Annotated in this window: 27 protein-coding genes; 13 read left to right on the top strand and 14 right to left on the bottom strand. The window is 65.6% G+C overall.

The genetic code is table 11. The annotated features are described in order from the left end of the window. Window positions 1-4: 4 nt before the first annotated feature. From ACE37B_RS14895 to ACE37B_RS14885, 3 genes are read right to left on the bottom strand one after another with little or no spacing between them, the layout of a single operon-like run. A complete protein-coding gene (locus ACE37B_RS14895; protein ID WP_409924110.1) occupies window positions 5-769 on the bottom strand; it encodes an HAD-IB family hydrolase in 765 nt (254 codons plus the stop codon). After that, on the bottom strand, window positions 759-1,778 hold the full coding sequence (locus ACE37B_RS14890) for a hypothetical protein (RefSeq protein WP_409924109.1): 1,020 nt from the start codon (window positions 1,776-1,778) through the stop codon (window positions 759-761). The genes ACE37B_RS14895 and ACE37B_RS14890 overlap by 11 nt, the downstream gene beginning before the upstream one ends. Beyond that, the gene (locus tag ACE37B_RS14885; protein WP_409924108.1) at window positions 1,768-2,562 is read right to left on the bottom strand and encodes an RNA polymerase sigma factor; all 795 of its coding nucleotides are present in this window, start codon (window positions 2,560-2,562) and stop codon (window positions 1,768-1,770) included. The genes ACE37B_RS14890 and ACE37B_RS14885 overlap by 11 nt, the downstream gene beginning before the upstream one ends. Before the next feature lie 715 nt (window positions 2,563-3,277). Here ACE37B_RS14885 and ACE37B_RS14880 point away from each other — a divergent pair. After that, entirely contained in the window at window positions 3,278-3,580 is a 303-nt protein-coding gene (locus tag ACE37B_RS14880; protein ID WP_409924107.1) for a thioredoxin family protein, read from the top strand. A gap of 23 nt (window positions 3,581-3,603) precedes the next feature. Next, window positions 3,604-4,071 carry a YdeI/OmpD-associated family protein gene (locus ACE37B_RS14875; RefSeq protein WP_409924106.1) on the top strand — a complete coding sequence of 156 codons (468 nt, stop codon included), beginning with the start codon at window positions 3,604-3,606 and terminating at the stop codon, window positions 4,069-4,071. 14 nt (window positions 4,072-4,085) lie between these two features. Here the strand turns inward: ACE37B_RS14875 and ACE37B_RS14870 are convergent, their stop codons facing one another. Next, window positions 4,086-4,484 (bottom strand): hypothetical protein, encoded by a 399-nt coding sequence (locus ACE37B_RS14870; protein WP_409924105.1) that lies wholly within the window; start codon window positions 4,482-4,484, stop codon window positions 4,086-4,088. A 348-nt stretch (window positions 4,485-4,832) separates the two neighbouring features. On the opposite strand from ACE37B_RS14870, the gene ACE37B_RS14865 reads away from it, so the two are divergent. The 3 genes from ACE37B_RS14865 to lspA are packed head-to-tail and all read left to right on the top strand — an operon-like array spanning window position 4,833 to window position 7,603. Beyond that, window positions 4,833-5,174 (top strand): ArsR/SmtB family transcription factor, encoded by a 342-nt coding sequence (locus tag ACE37B_RS14865; RefSeq protein WP_409924104.1) that lies wholly within the window; start codon window positions 4,833-4,835, stop codon window positions 5,172-5,174. After that, the gene (locus tag ACE37B_RS14860; protein WP_409924103.1) at window positions 5,147-7,096 is read left to right on the top strand and encodes a heavy metal translocating P-type ATPase; all 1,950 of its coding nucleotides are present in this window, start codon (window positions 5,147-5,149) and stop codon (window positions 7,094-7,096) included. Before ACE37B_RS14865 ends, ACE37B_RS14860 begins: the two co-directional genes overlap by 28 nt. Next, entirely contained in the window at window positions 7,097-7,603 is a 507-nt protein-coding gene (gene lspA, locus ACE37B_RS14855; RefSeq protein ID WP_409924102.1) for a signal peptidase II, read from the top strand. 10 nt (window positions 7,604-7,613) lie between these two features. On the opposite strand, the gene ACE37B_RS14850 is transcribed toward lspA, so the two are convergent. The 7 genes from ACE37B_RS14850 to ACE37B_RS14820 all read right to left on the bottom strand — a co-directional run bounded on the left by ACE37B_RS14850 (window position 7,614) and on the right by ACE37B_RS14820 (window position 12,049). Next, window positions 7,614-7,760, bottom strand: a complete 147-nt coding sequence (locus tag ACE37B_RS14850) for a hypothetical protein (protein ID WP_409924101.1) — start codon at window positions 7,758-7,760, stop codon at window positions 7,614-7,616. Between the two features lie 494 nt (window positions 7,761-8,254). Continuing rightward, complete coding sequence (locus ACE37B_RS14845) at window positions 8,255-8,569, bottom strand: DUF411 domain-containing protein (RefSeq protein WP_409924100.1); 315 nt, start codon at window positions 8,567-8,569, stop codon at window positions 8,255-8,257. A gap of 21 nt (window positions 8,570-8,590) precedes the next feature. After that, window positions 8,591-8,773, bottom strand: coding sequence for a hypothetical protein (locus tag ACE37B_RS14840; protein ID WP_409924099.1), 183 nt, complete (start codon window positions 8,771-8,773; stop codon window positions 8,591-8,593). Continuing rightward, window positions 8,770-9,411 carry an SCO family protein gene (locus ACE37B_RS14835; RefSeq protein WP_409924098.1) on the bottom strand — a complete coding sequence of 214 codons (642 nt, stop codon included), beginning with the start codon at window positions 9,409-9,411 and terminating at the stop codon, window positions 8,770-8,772. The genes ACE37B_RS14840 and ACE37B_RS14835 overlap by 4 nt, the downstream gene beginning before the upstream one ends. Further along, window positions 9,408-9,755: a DUF3703 domain-containing protein gene (locus tag ACE37B_RS14830; RefSeq protein WP_409924097.1), complete on the bottom strand. Its 348-nt coding sequence runs from the start codon at window positions 9,753-9,755 to the stop codon at window positions 9,408-9,410. Before ACE37B_RS14830 ends, ACE37B_RS14835 begins: the two co-directional genes overlap by 4 nt. Then, complete coding sequence (locus ACE37B_RS14825; protein ID WP_409924096.1) at window positions 9,748-11,691, bottom strand: heavy metal translocating P-type ATPase; 1,944 nt, start codon at window positions 11,689-11,691, stop codon at window positions 9,748-9,750. The genes ACE37B_RS14830 and ACE37B_RS14825 overlap by 8 nt, the downstream gene beginning before the upstream one ends. Further along, window positions 11,684-12,049 (bottom strand): ArsR/SmtB family transcription factor, encoded by a 366-nt coding sequence (locus tag ACE37B_RS14820; protein WP_409924095.1) that lies wholly within the window; start codon window positions 12,047-12,049, stop codon window positions 11,684-11,686. The genes ACE37B_RS14825 and ACE37B_RS14820 overlap by 8 nt, the downstream gene beginning before the upstream one ends. Before the next feature lie 657 nt (window positions 12,050-12,706). Here ACE37B_RS14820 and ACE37B_RS14815 point away from each other — a divergent pair. Further along, on the top strand, window positions 12,707-13,438 hold the full coding sequence (locus ACE37B_RS14815) for a tyrosine-protein phosphatase (RefSeq protein ID WP_409924094.1): 732 nt from the start codon (window positions 12,707-12,709) through the stop codon (window positions 13,436-13,438). 292 nt (window positions 13,439-13,730) lie between these two features. Here ACE37B_RS14815 and ACE37B_RS14810 read toward each other — a convergent pair whose 3' ends face one another. Continuing rightward, entirely contained in the window at window positions 13,731-14,855 is a 1,125-nt protein-coding gene (locus tag ACE37B_RS14810; RefSeq protein ID WP_409924093.1) for a nitronate monooxygenase, read from the bottom strand. A 5-nt stretch (window positions 14,856-14,860) separates the two neighbouring features. After that, entirely contained in the window at window positions 14,861-15,292 is a 432-nt protein-coding gene (locus tag ACE37B_RS14805) for a PaaI family thioesterase (RefSeq protein WP_409924092.1), read from the bottom strand. A gap of 114 nt (window positions 15,293-15,406) precedes the next feature. Between ACE37B_RS14805 and ACE37B_RS14800 the strand changes: the two genes are divergently transcribed. Further along, a complete protein-coding gene (locus ACE37B_RS14800) occupies window positions 15,407-16,654 on the top strand; it encodes a cytochrome P450 (protein WP_409924091.1) in 1,248 nt (415 codons plus the stop codon). A gap of 16 nt (window positions 16,655-16,670) precedes the next feature. Here ACE37B_RS14800 and ACE37B_RS14795 read toward each other — a convergent pair whose 3' ends face one another. Then, window positions 16,671-17,285, bottom strand: a complete 615-nt coding sequence (locus ACE37B_RS14795) for a TetR/AcrR family transcriptional regulator (RefSeq protein WP_409924090.1) — start codon at window positions 17,283-17,285, stop codon at window positions 16,671-16,673. Window positions 17,286-17,516: 231 nt separating this feature from the next. Between ACE37B_RS14795 and ACE37B_RS14790 the strand changes: the two genes are divergently transcribed. The 6 genes from ACE37B_RS14790 to ACE37B_RS14765 all read left to right on the top strand — a co-directional run bounded on the left by ACE37B_RS14790 (window position 17,517) and on the right by ACE37B_RS14765 (window position 23,498). Further along, window positions 17,517-18,470 (top strand): SDR family oxidoreductase, encoded by a 954-nt coding sequence (locus ACE37B_RS14790; protein WP_409924343.1) that lies wholly within the window; start codon window positions 17,517-17,519, stop codon window positions 18,468-18,470. Window positions 18,471-18,625: 155 nt separating this feature from the next. Continuing rightward, window positions 18,626-18,895, top strand: a complete 270-nt coding sequence (locus ACE37B_RS14785; RefSeq protein ID WP_409924089.1) for a Zn-ribbon domain-containing OB-fold protein — start codon at window positions 18,626-18,628, stop codon at window positions 18,893-18,895. Continuing rightward, entirely contained in the window at window positions 18,895-20,058 is a 1,164-nt protein-coding gene (locus ACE37B_RS14780; RefSeq protein ID WP_409924088.1) for a thiolase family protein, read from the top strand. Before ACE37B_RS14785 ends, ACE37B_RS14780 begins: the two co-directional genes overlap by 1 nt. Before the next feature lie 4 nt (window positions 20,059-20,062). Further along, window positions 20,063-20,908 (top strand): MaoC/PaaZ C-terminal domain-containing protein, encoded by an 846-nt coding sequence (locus ACE37B_RS14775; RefSeq protein WP_409924087.1) that lies wholly within the window; start codon window positions 20,063-20,065, stop codon window positions 20,906-20,908. Beyond that, the gene (locus tag ACE37B_RS14770; protein ID WP_409924086.1) at window positions 20,905-22,398 is read left to right on the top strand and encodes an acetyl-CoA acetyltransferase; all 1,494 of its coding nucleotides are present in this window, start codon (window positions 20,905-20,907) and stop codon (window positions 22,396-22,398) included. The genes ACE37B_RS14775 and ACE37B_RS14770 overlap by 4 nt, the downstream gene beginning before the upstream one ends. Next, the gene (locus ACE37B_RS14765) at window positions 22,395-23,498 is read left to right on the top strand and encodes a zinc-dependent alcohol dehydrogenase (RefSeq protein ID WP_409924085.1); all 1,104 of its coding nucleotides are present in this window, start codon (window positions 22,395-22,397) and stop codon (window positions 23,496-23,498) included. The genes ACE37B_RS14770 and ACE37B_RS14765 overlap by 4 nt, the downstream gene beginning before the upstream one ends. Window positions 23,499-23,531: the final 33 nt, after the last annotated feature.

Here is a 23,531-nt window from a genome sequence, read left to right as displayed (position 1 = left end):
GTCCTCATCGGAGTACCTGTGCCCGACGGGAGGTTTGGATCCGTGTGTGCGATCTTGGCGAGCCGTGTGAGAGTCGCATCACGACCTCCCCACAACTGCGAAGATCTTCGGAGCAGTCCGGCTCGAACGGACGCTGCAAGGAGGCAAGCCTTCGCCGTCCCACCAACGTGGGGGTGTCACTCATGGCAAGCATCTCAGCGTCCCCTGCGCTGTCGCCGTAAGCGTATGCGATCCTCGGAGTCCCGAGATAGGACCGCAGGAGCTCCGCCTTCCTGGCACCTCGAACGTTGCCACCCACGAGCGCGCCCGTCAGGACACCTTGCGAGTCCACTTCCCATTCCGTCGCAATCACACGCTCTACTCCGAGGTCGTCAACAGCCACTCCGACATAGCGTGCAAACGAAGCCGACACCACGACCACTCGGTGCCCCGATCTCACGTGCCACGCGAGTCGCTCTGCGACGTCGGCTCTCAAGAATTGCGCCGCCATTGCACGCCCAACCGCTGTCGCAACGGCATCGACTTCGGCGGCACGTCGGCCAGACAGCAGCAGCCGCGTGATCTTCTCTCGAGCACGGTCTCGTCGCGTTCCGCCGAGAGCCAAAGCAGACATCACCTCCGGCGCGGACCTCATCACCGCGAAGGCGAGCCGGGGCCATCCGGCAATTGCCACCAAGAACCGAAGAAGGGAGTCTTTCGTCGTCAGTGTCTTGTCGAAGTCGAAGGCAGCAACGGCTTCTGCCGTGTCTCTCGCAGGCTCAGCTAGCACGAAGCCTCTTTCGAAGACTCTTGTACGTGACCCCCGACTCAAGGGTTACAAGTGCCCTCCCGGTCGGGTCCCGTCGAATGTGTATGAGTTGCCCAATCTCTTGATGGCCCTCGGCCGTCTCGATCACGGTCAGCTTCTCGTTTGACTCAATCATCCCGAGCAACAGCCGCGGAAGGTCATGGTCGTCATCCCACGATCCCGCGGTGTCCAGGGTCAGGTAATCGTGTGAACGGATCACACTCGACACCCGCTCCATCAGCGTAGTAAGCGACAAAGCAGCCAACCCTGAGAGCACCCAAATTGCGAACGTGGAGGAACTTCCAGCCGTGATGGCTTCCAGAACTCCGACGCCGCCGAAGAGAAGGACGAGTCCGACAACACGTTCAAGCCTCCCGAAACGCGACTGCGAGCGGAATCGGAGAGCCTCTGCCTGCGCCCGCCCGTAGCTGCTCAGGAGTGACAGCAGCAACACCACAGCCGAAAGAGCGGCAGCGGTTCGACTCTGATCAACCATGTAGACGCAGAATGCTCCGAACAACATGACGTCTGCGGCGCGGTCGGACAAGTAGTCGATGAACACGTCGCGCCGATCGAAGACGGACTTCCTCGCTGCAACCGCGTCGACAGCTTCAAACCCTCCAGCCGCAAGCAATGCTGCCGTTGCCCAGCCGAATTCGCCGAGCAACACCAACGCACTCGAAATGGCGGCGAGGGCCGTCGCGAGAGCAGTCAGCCGCAGGGCAGTGAATCCGAGGTGGTCAACGAGGAAGTTGCCGGCAGTCTCCGCACGACCTGCGCACCATTTCACGAACCTGGTGTACTGGTTGTAGTTCTGAGATCGGCCAGTCCGGCGAGCGACTGGGGCTGCCTCCTCGACGTGCAGTTCTGTCGGCCTGATCAGCCCGAAATTGTCGCAGACGGCGTTGACCGTGTCGCGAGCCTCCTCGGCGCTCGGCTCTCGGAACCTGACGCCCTTCGGATGAAGGTCAAAGATGTTCTCAGCTTCCATTGTTGCTGCCTCCAAGCAGACGGCGCAGGACACTTGCCTGCGCACTCGTGATGCGTTCGATTCGCGACTCGCACTTTCGCTTGCTCCACGGAGCCGATCGCGGGTACCGCGAATTCATCTCACGGACAACGGCGCTCCAAGGCAGCCCACCGATCCCCTTGAGGATCGCAATTGTCGCGGTTTCCGGGTCGACATGGTCGGCTAGCCAACGGAGCATCCGACGCGCGTCGTACGCTTCAAGAACGCCCTCAGCCGTGACTCCTCGAAAGAGATCCTCACCGCCATAGTCAGCGTTGTCGTCAAGCTCATCAGCTTCGCGAAGCCGCTCGCTCTCCCGTATTGCGACGTTCTGCAGTATCCGCGTCGTCCACGTCCGAAAGTGCCTCGGCTCACGCAAAGCTGGCAGCCCGAGCAGTACCTTCTCCCAAGTCAACTGGACGAGGTCAGCTGGAGTCGCCGGGAGAGTACCGGCGAAAGAGCTGGCATATGCGAGCAGGTACGGCGTCTCACGTTGCACGACGAGCGCCAGGGCCGATCTGTCACCAGCCTGCGCCATCATCACAAGTGATGTGGTGTCGTGATGCCCGTAGTGCCTCATCTTCTTCTCCGAAATCGTCGGTTGCTGTGGTCTTTCTTCCTTCAGATCGTCGCGTTCGACTTCGTTCGTCGGATCTCCCCAGAGAAGCCGATAGCTCTCGCTCAGGACGAGTCCGAGCAGCACGAGACCCCATGCGCCTGCCTCATAGGTCACAACGGCAACCATGGCGAGAATCGCGATGAGCACTAGAACGGTTCGCGCGGGCAGGACCGGGGCTCGACGACTCTTCACACTTACTTAGATACGGCGCTGCGCGTAGGTGCACGAACTTTCTCAGCAACCGGTCCCGGTCAGCTCTCGGTTGCGAAGGCGACCTAGGCGACGTTCGCAATCGAAAGGTCCGACGGCAGGACTGTTCGGCGCCACGAGCTCCGCCCGACAACAACGCTACGAAACTCCTTGCGAATCGCCTTTTCGCGCACTGATCTTCTAACCACATGGTTAGAAGAATGGCTAGAAGATCGACCCCGAGACGCGAAGAAGCCCTGGCAGATCTTGCGATCTACCAGGGCTTTCGTTGGTGGCGGGGGCAGGATTTGAACCTGCGACCTTCGGGTTATGAGTGCGCCGAGGCCCGTGGGAGCTAGGCCGCGCTCATCGGCGTTCTTCCTGATCAGGATGCACTTTGGGCCCGGCGAGCAGGCTCGTTGTATGCGCTGGTGGGATCCCGTTGGTGGCCGTCGTGTTGTACGACTGTTGGTCGGGACAGCTCCCGAGAGGCCCTGCACGCTCGGTTGCCTTGGTGGGTGCGAGTTGCGCTGACGCGGTGCTGACAATGTCCGGTCAGGCTGTGCCGTCGCTCCGAGAGGAACCGGCACCCGGCGGTCTCGTCGTCGAACACGGCCACGAGCTCGAGGCGCGCCCGTTCGACGTAGACGTGGTGCTGCCTAGGCTTTCACCGATGCCACACAGGTTGCAACTGCTCTACTTTCCGGATTGTCCGCATTGGAGACTGGCGGAGCAACGCCTGGGCGAGGTCGCCGCCCGCTTTGGTCTGTCGATCGAGCATCAGTTGGTGATGACCGAGGAGGAAGCTGAGCGCGTCTCGTTCCGTGGTTCGCCGACGATCTTGATCGACGGTGTCGACCCTTTCGCCGAGGGTGACCAAGCGATAGGTCTGTCGTGCCGCATCTACCTCACACCCGACGGCTACGCCGGATCACCGACGTTGGAGCAGATCGCAGCAGTGCTCGACCGCGAGTGAACTCGGCGATCTAGCGTGGCCAAGTGCCCCTGACACGTTCCTACTCGACGGTGGTGACGACTGGTGATCGCACACGCGTCATGGTGCCCGTGCCGTTCGATCCGGACACCGTCTGGGGCACCAAGTCAGACCATCGAGTCAGCGGCACCGTGAACGGAATGAACGTCCGGGCCTCAATCGAACCGCTTGGTGATGGGTTCGGGATCGTGCTCGGTCCTGCATGGCGGCGCGATTGTGGAGTAGCGCCAGGCGACGTCGTCAACGTCGTGCTCTCACCGGAGGGACCTCAGCGTGAGGATCTTGCCGACGATATTCGGGCTGCGCTCGATGCCGAACCTGCTGCGGGAGCGTTCTTCGATGGGTTGGCGCAGTTCTATCGTCAGGCGTTCCTGCGCTGGATCGACGCCACGAAGCGACGCCCTGACGAGCGGGCTCGACGGATCGCCGAGATGGTCGATCTGCTCCGGCAGGAGAAGAAGCAACGAGTATGAGTTGATGCGGGTGGTCAGCCGCCCATCATCGGGCCGTTCATCTGTTCGTCCCAGTGGTCCCAGTCGCCGTTCATGTGGGGCCACATGCCGCGCATCATGTTCTCGCACCACTCCGCAGGGTGGCCGGAGGCCGGGTCAGCTGCTATCCAGGCTTGGCAGGTCGACAGCATCTGGTCAGGGTCGGACCACATCATCGAGCCCATCATCGAGCCGTTTGTCATCTGCTGGCCCATCCAACCCGTCATGTCCTGACACCAGCCCGCCGATGTCGGCCCCCACCGGGCGTCGTCATTCATCCACGTCGCGCAAGCCTGACTGATATCGGCGAGCTCGCTGCTGGTCGCCCCAGCCGACTGCGACGTGTCACCGCGGTTGGCGAGCGCGACGCCGACACCGATTCCGGCGAGTGCCACGGCCGCCACCACCACAGGCAGAACCCAGCGACGTCGGCGCGCGGGTGGCGCAACAGGTGACTCCTGCATTTCGATCATGGCTTCAGTGTGCGACGAAGAGCCGCTCGGCGATAGGGCACTCCGACCCAGTCGGGCCGGGGCCGGTCAACCTGGCGACTTGAATGGTTCGAGGACCTGTTCGATCTCGGCCGGAAGTGGTGCCGGTTCGGTTCCTGGTACCGCCCGGTGGATAGCGGCCGACGAAGGAGCCCGGGCCGATCTACGGAAGCCGGCTTCGACGTTCGACATCGCGCTCACCCTCTATCATCGGTGTTGACAGATGTATCGGTGACTGGCGATACTTTGCGGATGCCCACACGCACTTCCACGGTGCCGGATGTACAGGTCGCCAGCAAGCTGTTCAACGGCTTCGCCGATCGCACGCGTCTCGCCATTCTCCTCCATCTCGCGGACGGCGAGCGTCGCGTCACGGATCTGGTGCACGCGTTGGACGGTTCACAGGGCAACGTCTCGGGCCACTTGGCCTGCCTCAAGGAGTGCGGCCTGGTCGTCGACCGACCGGCAGGCCGGCAGGTGTTCTACCGGATCGCCCATCCGGAGGTGTACGACGTGCTGCGATCGGCGGAGGCACTACTGGCTGTGACTGGCCAGGCGATCGAGCTGTGTTCGAACTTCGAGACGAAGTCGTGACCCAGTTGCACGACCGCGACGCCGACGACCGCGACGAGGGCGAGTCGCCCGAGCGTCTGTGGCAGAGCCCGGCGGTGCGATGGTCAGCCCTGTCGGGCGTCCTGTTGGCTGTCGGCTTCGTCGCCGAACAGGTCGGTGACGCGCATGGTTGGTGGCTGACCGCTGTCTTCGTCGCCTCGATGCTCGCTGGCATGCGCTACTTCGCGCTCGAGGCACTGAGGGGGCTGTGGCGAGAGCGCGAGATCGACATCGAACTGCTGATGACGGTGGCAGCGCTCACCGCCGGCGCGCTCGGTCTGTGGGAAGAAGCCGCTGCGTTGGCGTTTCTGTACTCGATCAGCGAAGCGCTCGAGGAGTTCACCGAGGACCGCACACGCGGTGCGATCAGAGCGCTGATGGACCTGGCCCCAAAGCGTGTCAATCGGTTGGTCGACGGGCGCGAGGAAGAGATCGATCTCGACGAGTTGCGCGTCGGCGACCGTTTCGTGGTTCGTCCCGGCGAGGGCATCGCCACCGACGGCGTGGTGATCGAGGGCCAATCGGCGGTCAACGAAGCCGCGGTGACGGGCGAGTCGGTGCCGATCGAAAAGAGCGTCGGCAGCAAGGTCATCGCCGGGACGCTCAACGCCACCGGATCGTTCGTGGCCGAAGCAACGGCCACCGCCGAGGACAACACCCTCGCCCGCATCGTGCATCTGGTCACCGAGGCGCAGGAGGAGAAAGGTCGCGGCGAACAGTTCATGTCTCGGTTCGCGCGCGTGTACTCGCCGGCGGTGCTCGCCCTCGGTGTACTCGTCGCGCTCGTTGGTGGTCTGGCCACGGATGATTGGTCGAAGTGGCTGGAGCGGGCGGCGACCGTGCTGGTGGCCGCAGCACCGTGCGCGTTGGTGATCGCGATCCCGATCTCGTACGTCGCCGCGATCGGCAACGCCAGCCGCAAGGGCATCCTCATCAAGGGCGGGATCTACCTCGAGGAGCTCGCCCAGATGCGGGTGCTCGCCGTGGACAAGACCGGCACGATCACCCAGGGCAAGCCTGCAGTCGTCACCGTCGAGGCGCTGAACGGCCACAGCGACGACCAGTTGCTGTCGATCGCTGCTGCCGTCGAACAGCGCTCGGAACATCCGCTGGCGCACGCCGTGCTCGCCCACGCCCACGGCGCCGGCCTCGCGATTCCGACGGCGACCGAGTTCCAAGCCTTGACCGGCGCCGGTGCCGTCGCAACCGTCGACGGTCGCGAGGTCATGGTCGTCTCGCCGAGCTTCGCCGCGAAGCGCGGTATCGACGACGGTGCGCTCGACGACCTGATCCCGCGACTCCAGGCGGCAGGTCAGACCGCCGTTGTCGTCGCGTCGGACGGGGTCGCCGTCGGGGTCCTTGGTAGCGCCGACGTGGTCCGGCCCCAGGCCGCAGCGGCCGTCGCCGACCTGCACCGCATTGGGTTGGGCCACATCGTGATGCTGACCGGTGACAATCAGCTGACCGCCGATGCGATCGCCCGCAGCGTCGGCATCGACGAGGTCCGAGCCGAGCTGTCTCCCGAGGACAAGTCGACGATCGTGCGTGAACTCACCGCCCAGTACGGGCGGGTTGGCATGGTTGGCGATGGGGTCAACGACGCGCCGGCGCTCGCCGCCGCGTCGGTCGGCATCGCGATGGGGACCGCGGGCAGCGACGTCGCCCTCGAGACCGCCGACGTGGCGCTGATGGCCGACGACTTGACCAAGCTCACCGAAGCGCTTCGGATCGGCAAGCGCACCAGGACGATCGTTCGCCAGAACCTCATCCTCAGCATCGCGATCCTTGCCGTGCTCGTTCCCGGTGCGCTGGTCGGCGCGCTCACCTTGCCGGTGGCAGTTCTCGCCCACGAGCTCTCCGAGCTGATCGTCATCAGCAACGGCCTACGGCTTGCGAGGCGCTAGATGACATCCCGACAGTGGTACCGATTCGCAGCGATCGCGCTCACCGTCGCCGTTGTCGATCTCGCCAGCAAAGTGTGGGCAAGTGGAGCGCTGCGGAATGATCCCAAGGATCTGCCAGGTCCGCTCGACCTACGGCTCGGCTACAACCGGGGCATTGCGTTCAGTTTCCTCACTGACGTACCCGTCGCTGTCATCGTGATCCTCACCGCCCTCGTCGCCGTGGCCCTGGTCGTCGCAGCCGCTCGCGGATCGGCACCCCCGCTGCCAGCCAGCCTGATACTGGGCGGCGCACTCGGCAACCTCATCGACCGGACGCACAACGGCTCGGTCGTCGACATGCTCCACACCAGCTTCTGGCCGACCTTCAACCTCGCCGACGTCGCGATCTGCGCCGGAGCGGCCCTGTGGGTGTTGCAGTCCAGTCGATCGAGCCGTGCATGCGGGGAATCAGGCGCTGCCAGCCCGGCTGACCAACCTCTGTTTCGCGTGCCTGAAGCGCAGGAGTAGGACATCGGCGTCAGTGTGCACAGAGCGCCATCAGCAGACGCTCCCGGTGATGGAGCTGATAGATGCTGAATCCGGCGATGACGGCGAGGCTGGACCAGAGTGCGACGAGTTGGGCGCGATGCGGGTTCGGGATCGGCGGTTGGAGCAGTGTGCCCATCCGCGACCCGACCCAGAGACCGGAGAACCTGGCGACTGTCGCAGGTTGGGTTTGGAGTGCGACCTTGCCGAGCGCCACCGGCCACCCGCTCGTGTGGGCCGCCGGCGTACATCGCCCCGCCGCCCACGCCACATCAGGTAGCGCTCGCCGCAGCCGATCGCTCCACTGCCGCCATCGCCATCCACAAGGCCTTCGTTGCGCAGGCGATCGGGGTGGCCCGGCCCGACGTCGGCTCGTAGTCCTGCTCCGCGTGGTCCGACCACCTGACCTTCGGGTCAGCGAGTGCACCAACGCCTGTGGGACCTCGTGGGCGCTCATGGCGTTCTTCCTGCTCACGCAACGATTCAGCCCAGCCTCAGGCATTTCGTATGCGCTGGTGGGATCCCGTTGGTACTCGTCGTGTTGCACGACTGTTGTACGGGAGGCGCCCCGGCGACGAGGTGCTCCAGCCCGAACGATGCCGGCCGGGACCAAAATTGGCTTGCGAGCTCGAGTTACCAGTCCCAGTCGGACAGTGAGCCATCTGTGTTGACCAGGACGACGGGTTGATTCGCCCACTCATCTGAGTCGCCGCCCATGCCGGGCGAGTCGACGGGCATGCCGGGCAGGGCGAGGCCGATGGCGTCGGGTCGTTCGGTGAGGAGTCGTTGGATCGCTTCGGCCGGGACGTGGCCTTCGATGACGTAGCCGTCTACCTCCGCGGTGTGGCAGGACGCCACCTGGTCGTCGATGCCGAGTTCGGTGCGGTAGGTGGCGCGTTCGGGGTCATCGGTGACGTCGACCGTCGCGCCGTGCGTTCGCAGGTACACGACCCACGAGGTGCAGCAGCCTCAACCGGGATCCCGGTGCACGTCGAACACGAAGCCGGTCAGCGTCGCGTCACCCGCCAGCGACGAGTCGGGCAGGCCTGCCGGGTTGGCGGTGGTGTCACCGTCGGCGCAGCCTGCGGCGGTGAGCGTGACGATGGCGGCGAGTGCGATGCCGGCGAGGTGGGCGCGGGAGCGTCGAGTCATGGGGTGGTTCCTTGGTGTAGCTCGTCGAGAACGATGCGCAGGTCGTGTTCGAGGTCATCGGTGGTCATGTCGGCGGTCCAGGTGACGATGATGTCGCCGTTGGTGTCGACGAGGTAGGTCTGGTCGGTGTGTCCGACGTCTGTGGTGGCGCCGGTGTGGTCGTGTGCGGTGTCGTAGGTCGCACCGAACGCGTCAGCGATCTGGCGGAGTTCGTCGGTGTCGTCGGTGCGGAGTGCGATCCCGTGGTCGACGAACCCGCGAACGTAGGAAGTGTGGACATCGGGGGTGTCGCGGGTCGGGTCGACGGTGAGCATCGCGACGTCGATCGGTTCAGCGTCGTCGCCGAGTCGGTCGATGGCCTGGCGGACTTCGGCGAGCGCGGTCGGGCAGGCATCGGGACAGTTCGTGAACCCGAGGAACACCACGAGCAGACGGCCCGGGTCGGCGCGGATCGGGAACGGTTCGTTGCCGGCGGATGCGGCCTCGACGGTGAAGTCGGCGACGTTGCGGAGTGGTTCGATCCGGTACCCGACGAGGGTCTCCTCGTCGTCTCCACCACCGCATGCCGCGAGCAGCAACGCGGCGCCCGCGACGCAGGAAGTGGCTCGCCGAATTCGACGCGACGTTGGGGCGGTCATCGGTCGAGCAGGTCGGCGAGGTTGTCGGGGATGGGGCCGTGCTCGGTGAGGCCCATCGTGGTGCGTCCGTTGTTGCCGGGCGGGTAGCGGTTGGCGAGTGAGCCGGGTCCGGCAACGACGAGTCGGATCAGTTGTCCGGTGACCTCGCGTCGATCGCGTTTGCGCCATGCGAGGCGGAGCATCGCGGCGTGGACGCGTGTGTGGGGCCACGCCCAGGGTTGCGACGCGATGTGGGCCCGCTCGAGCGCTGGCCACGCGTCGTTGCCGGTGCGGGCGGCGGTGATGGCGTCGTCGATCAGCCGGGCGAGCTCGGTTGGTGGCTGGCGGCGAGACGGTTCAGGCATGGACGACCTCCTGTTCGGATGCGGTGACATGGGTGCTGGCGGCATGGCGGTGGAGGCGGCGGCGGGCGCGTAGGCCGTTGGCGATGACGGCGATCTCGGCGATCTCGTGTGTGGCGACGACGGCACCGAGGCCGAGCCAGCCGAACGCAGCGATCGGGATGAGCACGGCGATGATCAACCCGGACAGGACGAGGTTCTGGATCATGATTCGCCGGGTTCGGACGGCATGGTCGAGCACGTCGGGGAGGTGGGTGAGCCGGTCGCCCATGATCGCGATGTCGGCGGCTTCGATCGCGACGTCGCTCCCTGCGGCGCCCATCGCGATGCCGACTTGCGCTGTGGCGAGTGCGGGTGCGTCATTGATCCCGTCGCCGACCATCGCCACCCCGCCGTGCGCGGCGAGTTGTTCGACGGCGCGAGTTTTGTCGGCGGGGAGAAGTTCGGCTCGGACGTCGTCGATGCCCGCCTGCGCGGCGAGGGCTGCGGCAGTGGCGGCATTGTCGCCGGTGAGCATCGCCACCCGCACCCCGCGACGGTGGAGCGCTGCGATGACCTCGGCGGCTTCCGGGCGCAGTTCGTCACGGACACCGATGACAGCGATCGTGTCGCCGTCGACCTCGACGAGGACCGCTGTCGCGCCACCTGCCTGCAGTCGGGACACGTCAGCGGCGAGTGTCGCTGCGTCGATGAACCCGGGTTTGCCGACTCGTACCGCCCGGCCTTCGACGGTGCCGGTGATGCCGTGCCCCGCAACCGCATGAACGCCCGTCGCCGCGGCAAACGAGTTCGACGCCGCAGTGATCGCTCGGGCCAGCGGGTGATCGCTCGATGCTTCCAGCGAAGCAGCGAACGACACCGCCGTCGCCCGGTCGGTGCCGGCGGCGGTGATGACGTCGATCACCGTGGGCCGGTTCCGTGTGAGCGTCCCGGTCTTGTCGAGCGCGACCACGCGCACGGTGCCGAGCGCCTCGAGCGCGGCGCCACCCTTGATCACCAGACCGGCCTCGGTCGCGGCGCCGATCGCGGCGAACACGGTGACCGGCACCGCGATCGCGAATGCGCACGGCGACGCCGCGACCAAGACCACGAGCGCTCGTTCGACCCACACGGCCGGATCACCCAACGCCGACCCGACGACCGCGATCGCGGCGGCAATGATCAAGATCCCTGGCACCAGCGGACGGGCGATCCGATCGGCGAGCCGCTGCGCGCGGCCCTTACGGTCCTGTGCTTCCTCGACCGCTCGCACCACACGTGCCAGCGTGCTGTCAGCCGTCGGCGCCGTCGCCTCGATCTCCAACACACCGCCACCATTGATGCTGCCCGCCAACACCACACTGCCCAACTCGACATCGACCGGCATCGACTCGCCGGTCACCGCCGACACATCGACACTCGAGCGGCCCTCGACCACGACCCCGTCGGTCGGCAGCCGTTCACCCGCCCACAACACGATCCGATCACCAACCCGCAACTCGGCCGACGCAATCTCGACCGTGGATGCACCACGTCGCACCCGTGCCGTGTCAGGCACCAGCGACAGCGCCGCCCGCAAACCGCGACGAGAGCGGGTGACGGCCCACTCCTCCAACGCCTCGGAGATCGAGAACAAGAACGCCAGCGACGCCGCCTCACCGAACTGGCCGAGCACCACCGCACCCACGAGTGCGATCGACATCAACAAACCGACACCCAACCGCCCGCTGGTCAGGCCACGCACCGCGCCGGGCACGAACGTCGCCCCGCCGGCCACGATCGCCACCACGAACGCCGCCGACGCGGCGGCCTCAGCGTTGGTGAGCTCGAAGACGATCCCGACCAACCACGCCACAGCCGCAACCGCCGCAGCACCGGTCCTCCACCGCCCATCGCGCTCGTCCGCGACATCGGCACCGCCCGAGGTCGGTGTCACCGAACCGCAGCAGGCGTCACCCATCACAGTCCTCCCCACAACCGGTCTCCATCAGCGGGTTCGTGCACAGTCGCACCTCGTGGCCCGCCTCGGCCAGGAGCCGCTCCGTCGCCGCCAACACCTCGAACAGCTCCGGCCGGGCAATCGAATAGAACACCTGCCGACGCTCCGCCGGCCGATCGACCACCAGCCCACACTCACGCAAACAGGCCAGATGGTTCGACACGTTCGACTGCGACGACCCCACCGCCGCCACCAGATCCGTCACGCGACGTTCCCCGTCCAACAGCGCCAACAGGATCGACAACCGCGTCGGATCACTCAACCCGTGGAACAACCGGGCAGCCACACTCAGGTCGACAGAGCTCGCAGTCACAGCCATAGTGATCATTATCGACATTGGATGATGACATACGCAACCCCGAATGTTGCCACGTGAATTCCGCCTCGATATTGCGCCGGCTGTCAATGCGCCGACGTGACCTTCGGGATCGAACCCGAAGGTCAAATCTGTTGTACCGATGTTGTACGAACAGGCGGATTGCAACGCCAGAGGCCCTTCCCGGCAATCCGGAAAGGGCCTCTGAGCTGGTGTTTCCAATTGGTGGCGGGGGCAGGATTTGAACCTGCGACCTTCGGGTTATGAGTGCACCGACGGCCGTGGGAGCTGGTCGGCGCTCATCGGCGTTCTCCCTGATGAAGGAGCAAATCGGGGACCGGTGCGTCGCTTCGTCGTATGCGTTGGTAGGAGCCCGTTGGTGCTCGTCGTGTTGTACGCCTGTTGTACGGACAGAGATCGTCCCGAACTGCGCCACCACGCGAGGATGCACTGGTGGGCGCGTCCTGCTGGCACGCTGCTGGCCCTTCGACGACGAAAACACGGCAACGACGCCGCGGCGAGGTCCTGACGACGTGAGTGGGCTGACGTGTAGCGGCCGCAAGCAACCTTCCATCGGATCGAGTGACGCGAGCTGAGCGTTCATCGGACGTTCACCACCAGCCTCATTGGTGGTGACTTGTCGGCTGACAGACTTGTCACATGTTCGAGGCGCTGAGCAACTTCCGCGATGTCGGTGGTTACGTCACCGCAGACGGACTCAAATTGAGGCCTGGGCTGGTGTACCGCAGTGACTCGCTCTGCTTCGTCACCGAGCGCGACCGTGCTCTCTTGCGTGAGACGCTGCGGATCCGGACGATTGTCGACCTGCGGACGTCGATGGAGCAGGACCGCATGGGACGCTACGACCTCGCTGATGTCGGCGAGGTCGTGCATCTCCCGGTGCTCGACGGCGCGTTGATTCGCGAGAAGGCGAACGATGGGTCGCTCGATTTGACGTCGATGTACGAGGCGATCGCGTTCGAACACTCGGACGAGATCGCCGCCGTGTTGACATTGCTCGCCGACCCAGATCGATTGCCAACGGTCGTCTCGTGTACCGCCGGAAAGGACCGCACCGGAATCGTGGTTGGTGTGCTGCTCGCCATGCTCGGCGTTCCCGACGAGACAGTTCTGGCCGACTATCGGGAGTCGGCAGCGGGTCTCGCTACGCTGCGTGACCGCGTCATGGCCCGACTCGTCGGCGACGACATTCCGAACATCCCGGCCGCCGCGTTCGCGCTCGAGCCCGCGGCCCTGGCACAGGTTCTCCAGGATATTCGGCTGCGCCACGGCACCGTCGCCGCGTACCTCATCGCCGCGGGTGCGCCAGTCGACATCGAGCAGCGGCTGGGCGCACTTCTCGACGGCTCGAGTCCCGAGACGACACGCTGACAGCTCGGGCGGGTTCGAGTGCGGAGGTCCGTAGAAGGTCCCACACGTCCTCGCTCCCGCCGATGATGACGATGCGACCGGAGGCCGACCCAGTGAAGGGTTCGGGCATCGGCGACAGCTGCTGTTGACCGAGCGTGCTATCTCGAGCTCGGCGCAAACGTTCTCACCTACCTGCCAGCAGGCCAAGCGAGACGAAAGCGCCGTCGCCGCAGTGGCGTGACTCCGCCGAGGTTCACCCGCGCCTCCTATCGCCGTCGACCGGTGCGGCGATGGCGGAGTGGAGACCTCGATGTCAGGCGTCGAGATGACCCGAGAGAGCGGTGAGGGTGTCGATGAATTCTTCGACGATCTGGAGTACGACCCGGTCGGCGGGACGGACGGTGTTGATCGAGCCGACGACTTGTCCGACGAAGTAGGTGGCGAGTTCGTGCGCGCCGGAGCCGGGCGTCGTGGCCGACCGGTTGATGCGGTTCAGTGCAGCGCCGACAAGCAGCGGTTGAAGGGGCATCGGTAGCGGCTTCGGTGAGTCCTCGCGTTCCCATTCGTCGGTCCACGGGGTGCGCAGCATTCGCGCAGGCTTGCCCGTGATCGATCTCGAACGAACGGTGTCGCTCGACGTTGCAGCGAGAAACTTCTGTTTGACCACCGGTTCGGTTTCTGCCTCGGCGGTGGTGAGCCAGACTGAACCCGTCCAGACCCCCGCTGCCCCCAATGCCATCGCTGCGGCCATGTGTCGCCCGGACGCGATGCCGCCCGCGGCGAGCACGGGCACGGGTGAGACGGCGTCGACGACCTCGGGGACGAGCACCATGGTCCCCACTTCGCCGGTGTGCCCTCCCGCCTCGGAGCCTTGGGCGACGATGATGTCGGCCCCTGCTTCGGCATGCTTGACCGCGTGCGCCGTCGTGCCGGCGAGCGCGGCGACCTTGACGTTGGCTGCACGAGCTCGGTCGATCACGTCTGCGGGAGGCGGGCCGAGTGCAGATGCGATGAGTCTGATCGGGTGTGCGAACGCAATGTCGAGCAGCGGCTCGTAGCCGGCCGGAGACACGTTCATGCTCATGCCACGCGGTCGCTCACCTTCGGGGAGGTCGGGGACACCGAAACGCTGCAGGATGTCGTCGACGAACGCCTGATGTGCGGGCGGAAGCAGTTGGCGTAGTTCGTCTCGATCGAGACCGCCTTCTGTGGCACCAACGTACTTTTGTGGCAGCAGGAGATCGACGCCGTAGGGACGGCTTCCAACCTCGGCGTCGATCCACGCAAGATCGATCTCGAGTTGCTCCGGGCTGTGAGCAACCGCTCCGAGCACACCGAAGCCGCCGGCACGAGACACGGCGGCCACAACGTCTCGGCAGTGGCTGAAGGCGAGGATCGGAAATTCGCACCCGAGTAGTTCGGTGATCGGTGTTTTCAAGGTGATCAGGCCTTCGGGAGAACGATGGTGACGGTGCCTTGGGCGGCGCAGACAGCCTTGTCGTTGTTGGTGATGTCGATGCGGGCGACTCCGCTGCGCTTCGTGAGCGAGATGATCTCGGCGACAGCGACGCACACTCCCGACGACACCGGTCGGAGCAGGTTGAGTTTGAACTCGGTGGTTGCCACCCAGGCGCCCTTGGGGATCACTGGGTAGAACACCACGCCGAGGCAGTGATCGACGAACGCCGAGAGGCAGCCACCGTGAAGGTTGCCGAAGGGGGTCAGGAGATCTTGTCGGGCATCCATCTCGGCCTCGAGCCGGCCGGCAGTGAGCGCAGCGTGCCGGAAGTCGAGATATGTCGAGATTCCTCCGGTCGCCGTGGCAGCACCGAGCATCCGCTCGGCCGTTCGCTCGTCGAACAGTTCAAACTCCATCAGACAACCTCCGCGATCCTCGTCTCGACTTTGTGGATGAGACACTAGTAGAGTTGTGTTTCATCGAGCGAGTCGGACTTGCACGAACACCACCCACCACCATCGGAGCCACTCATGACCGAACGCACCGCCGGCGACTTCCCGATCTCGCCCACCACGGACTGGGGTCGCGATCTTGACATTCTCGATCCGCGGTACGTCGCCGACCCCTTCGGCGTGTGGCGCGAACTGCGCGACGGCTGCCCGGTCGCCTTCTCTGAGCGCCGTGGGCGCGCTTGGATGCCGGTCAACTACGACGACATCTCGACGGTTGCTCATGACACCGATCACTTCTCGTCGAGGCGGATCGGTGTCGTCGATCTGCCAGAGAACGAACGGGAGGGACGGCCGCTGCTGACGGCCCCGCCGATCACATCGGATCCTCCGGAACACACCTGGGCGCGACGGATCCTGCTTCCGGCATTTGCGCCGGGGCGAATCGAGACGATGACGCCCATCACCCAGAGCCTTGCCCGGGAGCTGCTCGACTCGATCGCGGCCGGATGCCAGGCGGATGCGGCGCGGGACTATGCGCAACACATCCCGGTGCGGGTCATCGCACACATGCTCGGCGTGCCCGCTGCCGACGAGGAGATGTTCACGAACTGGGCGGTTCGCATCCTCCAGGAGGGCTTCAACGATCTTCAGAAGAGCCTCGATGCGATCATCGAGACGTTGGAGTACTTCGGCGCACGCGTGGACGAACGGGCAGCACTGCCCGCCGATCAGCGGCCCGACGACCTCATCACTCTCCTGGTGGAGACCGAGATCGATGGAGAGCCGCTCGACCGGCGCCACCTCCTGGGAACCTGTTTCCTCTTGCTGCTCGCGGGCATCGATACCACCTGGAGTGCGATCGGTTCGTCGTTGTGGCACCTCGCAACCCACCCGGAGGATCAGGCACGACTCCGCGCCGAGCCGGACCTCATCGACTCCGCCGTCGAGGAACTCCTACGCGTCTACAGCCCGGTGACCATGGCGCGAGAGGTCATCGCCGACGTCGATGTCGCGGGGTGCCCGATGAAGCCGGGCGACAAGGTGCTGATGTCGTTCCCGGCCGCCAACCGCGACCCGGCACAGTTCGAGAACCCCGACGAGTTCATCATCGATCGTGAGCGCAATCGTCACGTCGCGTTCGGCTCGGGTATTCATCGTTGCCTCGGGTCCAACCTGGCACGGATGGAGCTGAGGGTGGCCATTCAGGAGTGGCTCACCCGCATCCCGACCTTCGAGCTCGCAGATCCTGCCGCGGTGACGTGGACAGGCGGTCAGGTGCGGGGACCTCGCGCGATTCCTGTCCGATGGTCGGCCACCAAACCATGACTTTCCCGTTCGCCAGTCATGATTCGGCGATGATGGGTGGGAGCAGAAATCGACGAAGGTAGGTGTCGAGCCCGTCGCGGCTGCGACGTTTGGGACCTCCGACCGTCAGCAGGCTGAGGATGCAACGAAGGATCCACTCTGTCGCATCATCGATCGGCAACCCCGGCCTGTGCTGGCTCGAATGCGCGACAAACAGTGGGCGGAGAAATTCAGCCACCATCTCGAACAGCGCGACCGAGGTGCCTTGGATGATCCCCACGCTGTTGAGGCTGTCGTCGCTCTTGAACAACAACGCAATCGTTTCGTCGCGATGTGCGGCGCGAATCGTCACCTCGACGAACTCCAGGATCGAGCTGCCCAGATCCGGTTGAGCTTCGACTCGCCCACGGACCCGGTCGAGGTATCGCTCGGTTGCGCGCAGGATGACTCCCGACACGACGGCATCTCGACCTGCGAAGTACCGGTACACCGTCGCCCGCGAGACACTGGCCTGCTTGGCGATGTCCTCGACAGTCGTCTTGGAGATCCCGGATCGTTCGAAGCAAGCCTCTGCAGCGTCGAGCAGGCGATCCCGGGCCGTGTCGGGATCGTTCGGGGCCACGGCCCCCCATCGAAGCGATGCATTCGTCACGGTTCCCAGTATGTCTCACGCACGGACGGCTGCACACGTTCTGCTGGATCAGCGTTGCTCGGGCTCCGTCCGCCATCCGTGGACACACGCCGGATGAGAGAGCTGGATTCCTACGACTACGAATCCACGGATGATATGTGACATGATGTCGATGTTGTCTCATGCTGTCGGCCGTCATCAGACGACGGCGCGAGCAGAGGACAGGGGATCAACGGGGCTTGGGGGTCGATGATGGGATTGCTCGATGGGCGGGTGTGCGTAGTGACCGGCGCCGGTCGCGGACTTGGACGCGAACATGCGTTGCTCCTCGCGGCCGAAGGCGCCCGAGTGGTGGTCAACGACCTCGGCGGAGCCATCGACGGCTCCGGCGAAGACGCTGGCCCAGCGCACGAGGTCGTCGACGAGATCCGAGCTGCGGGCGGCGAGGCGATAGCGAACACGGACTCAGTGACGAGTTGGACCGGAGCTCAGCAACTCGTGCTCGACGCGACCAACGCGTACGGTCGACTCGACGTGCTCGTCAACAACGCCGGCATCCTTCGCGACCGGTCGCTCGTCAATCTCGAGGAAGCAGAGTGGGACGCCGTGATCGCCGTCCACCTGAAGGGTCACGTCGCGCCGACACGTTGGGCCGCTGCTCACTGGCGCGAGCGAGCCAAATCCGGGGAGACGGTCAAGGCGAGCGTGATCAACACCGCCTCCGGGGCGATGCTCGGGAACCCCGGACAGACCAACTACAGCGCCGCGAAGGCCGGGATCGCAGCGATGACGCTGGTCGAAGCGATGGAGCTCGGCCGGTACGGGGTCCGCGCCAACTGTCTCGCACCGCTCGCACGAACCCGTTTGACCCTGCAGACACCCGGCGTCGGGGATCTCGTCGGTCCACCAGCTGACGAGTCGTTCGATTTGTTCCATCCCGGGAACGTCTCACCTTTGGTCGCGTACCTCGCGACCGCCGACTGCCCCTTCACCGGAGGCGTGTTCCACGTCGGCGGCAACGAGGTTGGCTTGTATTCGGGATGGAGCCTGAGTGAGGAGCGGATCCTGACCACAGCCGGCCGCTTCTCGGTCGCCGATCTGATCGATCTGGCACCAGCCCTGTTGGATGACCGGTCGGCCCCGGCATCGATGGCCACCTCCGTCGCGGACACGATGTCCAAGTTCGGCCGCCGGGGCGAGGGCTGACTTACGTGGGAGCGATCCAGGTGCCCACCGATCCTCGACTGTTCCGTCTCGCTGAAGGCGACGAGACCCGTCCTCGTTTGCTCGGATCCCATGCGCCCGAGTCAGGTCTGTACTTCTGGCCGCGACGCCTGCGCTGCCCCGTGACACGGACCCCCGTGACAGATGTCGACTTGAGCCCCGAGGGTGTGCTGTATGCGTGGACGTTCCTCTATGTCCCGCGCATGGGAAGCATCTCCTTCGGCGACACCGGAGGCTACGGCGTCGGGCAGATCGATCTCCCGGAAGGGGTTCGAATCCAGACGCCGCTGCTCGGTACCACCGACGACTGGCAGATCGGTTCGCCGATGGGTCTGACGACGTTCCCGGTCGGCCGCGATGACGACGGCAATGACCTCGTCACCTTCCGCTTCGAAGCGGTGCGCTGATGGCAACGAAACTCGCCCGCGACGTGTACGTGATCGGTGTCGGAATGCACCGCTTCAACAACGAACGCCTCGCCTCAGCCGCGATGGCCGACGTGGCTGGCATGCAAGCCCTCGACGATGCAGGGATCGGCTTTCCCGAAGTCGGCGCCCTCTACAACGGGTACCTCGGCGGCGGACTCACGAGCGGGGTCGGCATCGCGAAAGAGTTCGGACTCACCGGCATCCCGGTCACCCACGTCGAGAACGCCTCAGCGACCGGATCATGCGCCTTTGGTGAAGCAGTCCACGCGGTTGCGGGAGGCCGCGTCGACGTCGCGATGGCGCTCGGCTTCGACGACATGAACCGCATGGGCGGTCTCGGACGCAGCGGTGGACGTCGTATGGGAGCCGAAGACGTGATGCTTCCGGCCGCGTTCTTCGCGATGTGGGCGACACGGCGGATGCACGACGTGGGAACAACTGCTGAGACGTTCGCCGCCATCGCCGCGAAGAACTGGAACCATGCACGCGCCAATCCCCTCGCGCAACGCCAGGCCGATCACGAGGTCACCATCGACGAGGTGCTCGGATCGACGATGATCTCCTATCCGCACACCTCGATGATGGCGTGCGCCGCCGGCGGAGGCGCAGCAGCGGCGATCGTCGCGACACGAGAAGTCGCCGAACGCCTCAGCTCGGGGCGCGCACTGGTCCGCGTCACCGCCTCGCAACAGCGCTCCGAGACCTACACCGATGGCCACGTCTTCCTCGGCGCCGTCATCGGCCCGGCACAGATGACTCGCGACACGGCCGGCGATGCCTACGAGCAGGCGGGCGTGGGACCCGACGATCTCGATCTCGTTCAGGTGCACGACGCGTTTCCCGTCGAGGAACTCGTCTACTACGAGTTGCTGGGGATCTGCGGCGACGGCGAAGGAGACCGACTCGTCGCTGAGGGTGCAACCCGTCTCGGCGGGCGGATCCCATTCTCGACCGATGGCGGTCTCACCGCCCGCGGCCACCCGGGCGGACCCACCGGTCTCGCCCAGATCCACGAGACGACCCTGCAGCTCCGTCACGAGGCCGGCGCCCGCCAAGTGCAACGGGCACGTACCGGTCTGTGCCACATGGCTGGGGCGGGGTCGGTGTGCGTCGTCCACATCCTCCAACGAACAGAAGGTTGAATCGATGAACAAACTGCCCATCAACGGCGACCTGGTCGGACTCTCGATCGACCCGATCAGTCACTCGTGGACCAACCGCGACACGATGCTGTACGCGCTCGGTATCGGATGCCGGCCACCGGACGACCTCGATTTCATCTACGAAGGCCGCGGACCGAAGGTCGTGCCGACGTTCGCCGTGATTCCCGGCCTGCGGGCGATGGGGTCGGCGATGCAACGAATCGACATCAACCTCGCGGCCCTGCTGCACGGAGAACAGTCCGTCACCACTCATCGCCCACTACCCGCCGCTGCCGAGGTGACCGTCGAAGGTCGGATCGCTGCGGTCTGGGACAAGGGCAAGGCCGCCGTCATCGAGTTCGAAGGCATCGGCTACGACACCGAGGGACCCCTCTTCGCCGTCCGTGCCAGTCTGTTCGTGCTCGGTGGCGGCGGCTGGGGAGGCGAGCGAGGCCCGAGCGGCTCTGCCGCCTCGAACGCCGCACCGGCACGAGATCCCGATGTCGTCGTCGAACGCGAGACCAGACCCGAACAGGCTGCGATCTATCGGCTCTCCGGCGACATGAACCCGATGCACATCGACCCCGATTTCGCCACCAAGGCCGGGTTCCCCGGCCCGTTCAACCACGGACTGTGCACGTTCGGCACCGTTGGCCACAGCGTGCTGACCGCGTGGTGCGATGGCGACGTCGGCCGGTTCGCATCGATCGAGGGCCGCTTCGCCGATCAGGTGTGGCCGGGCGACACCATCGTCACCCGCATCTGGGACGAAGGTGATCACGCCATCGTCGAAGCTCGCACGCAGCGCGACAACGTCGTCGTCTCGAACGGGCGCGCCACCAGACGATGACCATCGACCCACGAACCCCGGTACTCGTCGCTGTCGGAGAGGTCACCAACCGCTCCGCGACCGTGGTCGACCCCATCGAGCTCGCGACCGAAGCGACCCGCCGAGCATTTGCCGATGCGGGCGTGCCGATCGGGCACCGCATCGACACCGTGGCCACACCCGGCATTCTGATGATCGGCCGCGATCACCCGGCGAGCCGGATCGCAGAGGCGGCCGGCCTTCGGGCACACCGGCGGATCAGCTGCCCGGTGGGTGGGAACACCCCGCAGTACCTCGCCGGAATGCTGGGCCAGGACATCATGTGCGGGCAGGTCGATGCCGCCTTGATCGTGGGTGCCGAGGCCGGCAATTCGGCACGTCGCGGCCGCGCCGCCGGCACGCTTCCGGTGGCAGGCCCGGTCGAAGGTCACGACGAAACCCTGGGCGATGCCCGTCCCGGGTTGAGCGCGATCGAGATGGGCGCAGGACTGCACTGGCCACACGAGGTGTACCCGATCTTCGAATCTGCAATGGCCGCACGAGCCGGACGCACGCTCGACGAGCAGCGAGTGTGGCTCGGCCGGCTGATGGCACCGTTCACCACCGAGGCGGCGCGCCACCCCGACCACGCATGGTTCCCGACCGAGCGCACACCAGAGGAGCTGTCGACGGTCACCGCGGACAACCGGATGGTGTGCGAGCCATACACCAAGCTGCTCAACAGCATCCTCACCGTCGACATGGCCGCAGCGTTCGTGATCATGGCCGCCGAAGTCGCGCAGGATCTGCAGATTCCTCGCGATCGTTGGGTGTTCAGCTGGGCCAGCGCGACGTGCAACGACGTCTACTTCCCGGTGCAACGACCCGACCTGTCGCGCTCCGCCGGTATCCGGGCCGCAGGATCAAGGGTGCTTGCCGCGGCAGGCATCGGCCTCGACGACGTGAGCTGGTTCGATCTCTACTCGTGTTTTCCGGCAGCCGTCGAAGCCGCGGTCGACGCGCTCGGGCTCGAGGCGACAGATCCGCGCGGGTTCACCGTCACGGGTGGCCTGCCCTACCACGGTGGTCCGGGCAACAACTATGTCAGCCACTCGATCGTCGAAATGGCCCGACGGTGCCGGGCGGATCCGAAGGGCGTCGGGATGGTGTCCGGGCTCGGTTGGTACATCACCAAGCACTCGGTCGGGTTGTGGTCCGCCGCTCCCCCACCGAAGGGCTGGCAGGCGCCCGACATGTCGAGCACACAGGCGTCCATCGACTCGACCGCGCTCCACGTCGTCGAGGCGAGCGCCGCAGCAGGGGTCGCTCGGATCGACGGGTACACGGTGGTGCACGATCGCGACACCGGGCCGGCGTCGGTCCCGGTGTTCGCCAGCACACCGGACGGGCACCGTGTCGTTGCTCGCAGCGACGACCCGGATCTCGCAGCCGCGATGTCAGGCGGCATGTTCGTCGGCCACGAGATCGACCTGAAGCCATCCCATGATCATGCGAGGTTCGAACTTCGATGAACCCAACAGCCGAAGCGCTCGTGCTCACCGGACCGAACACGCTCGAGCGTCGAACGTTCGACCTCCCCGACGTCACCGCCGACACCGCGCGGCTCCGCATCGAGGCCTGCGGTCTGTGTGGCACCGATCACGAGCAGTACAGCGGACACATCGCCGCCCCGTTCTCGTTCATCCCCGGTCACGAGATCGTCGGCATCATCGACGAGATCGGCGACACCGCCGCCGGGCGATGGAACGTCGGAGCAGGCGACCGGGTTGCCGTCGAGGTGTTCCGCTCATGCCGGCAATGCGAGCCGTGCGCACGCGGCGAGTACCGGCGCTGCGTCCGTAACGGGCTCGCCACGATGTTCGGCTTCGTCGACGCCCAGATCGCACCGGGCTTGTGGGGCGGGTATGCGACGCATCTCCACCTGCCGTCCGATGCGATGCTGCTCCCGATCCCCGACTCGCTCGACCCGGTGCTGGCAACTGTGTTCAACCCGCTTGGTGCAGGTATCCGTTGGGGAGCGACGATCCCTGAAACGAAATCCGGTGATGTCGTTGTCGTCCTCGGCCCGGGCATCCGCGGTCTCTGTGCCGCCGTTGCTGCGAAAGAGGCGGGTGCGTCGTTCGTGGCGCTGACCGGTCTCGGCCCTCGCGATCGTGACCGTCTCGACATCGCTCATCGATTCGGTGTCGACCTGGCCATCGATGTGGCCGTCGACGATCCAACGGCCGCGCTCAAACGAGCGACGGGTGGTCTCGCGGACGTCGTCGTCGACGTCACCGCGAAGGCACCCGCCGCCTTCGCCCAGGCTGTGGCCCTGGCTCGCCCAGGTGGGACGATCGTGGTCGCGGGGACACGTGGCGGCGGTGGTGCGCCAGGATTCGAGCCCGACCATCTCGTCTACAAGGAGCTGCGGATCATGGGGTCGCTCGGCGTCGACTTCCACGCCTATCGCGCGGCCATCGATCTGCTCGTCGCCGGCCGTTGGCCGTTTGCCGATCTCTCTCGCCGCGTGGCCGGCTTCGGTGACCTTTCGGCGTTGTTGGACACGCTGTCAGGCGCCGACCGTGACGCCATCCCACCGTTGCACGGCGTGTTCTCGCCGTCCGCTTGAAGAATCCTCGACCGTACACAGCCTGATTGAAGG

This window comes from Ilumatobacter sp., assembly GCF_046290335.1.
Lineage (GTDB): Bacteria > Actinomycetota > Acidimicrobiia > Acidimicrobiales > Ilumatobacteraceae > Ilumatobacter_A.
Note: the sequence above shows the minus strand (reverse complement) of the source record. Positions and strands in the feature narration are given on the sequence as shown.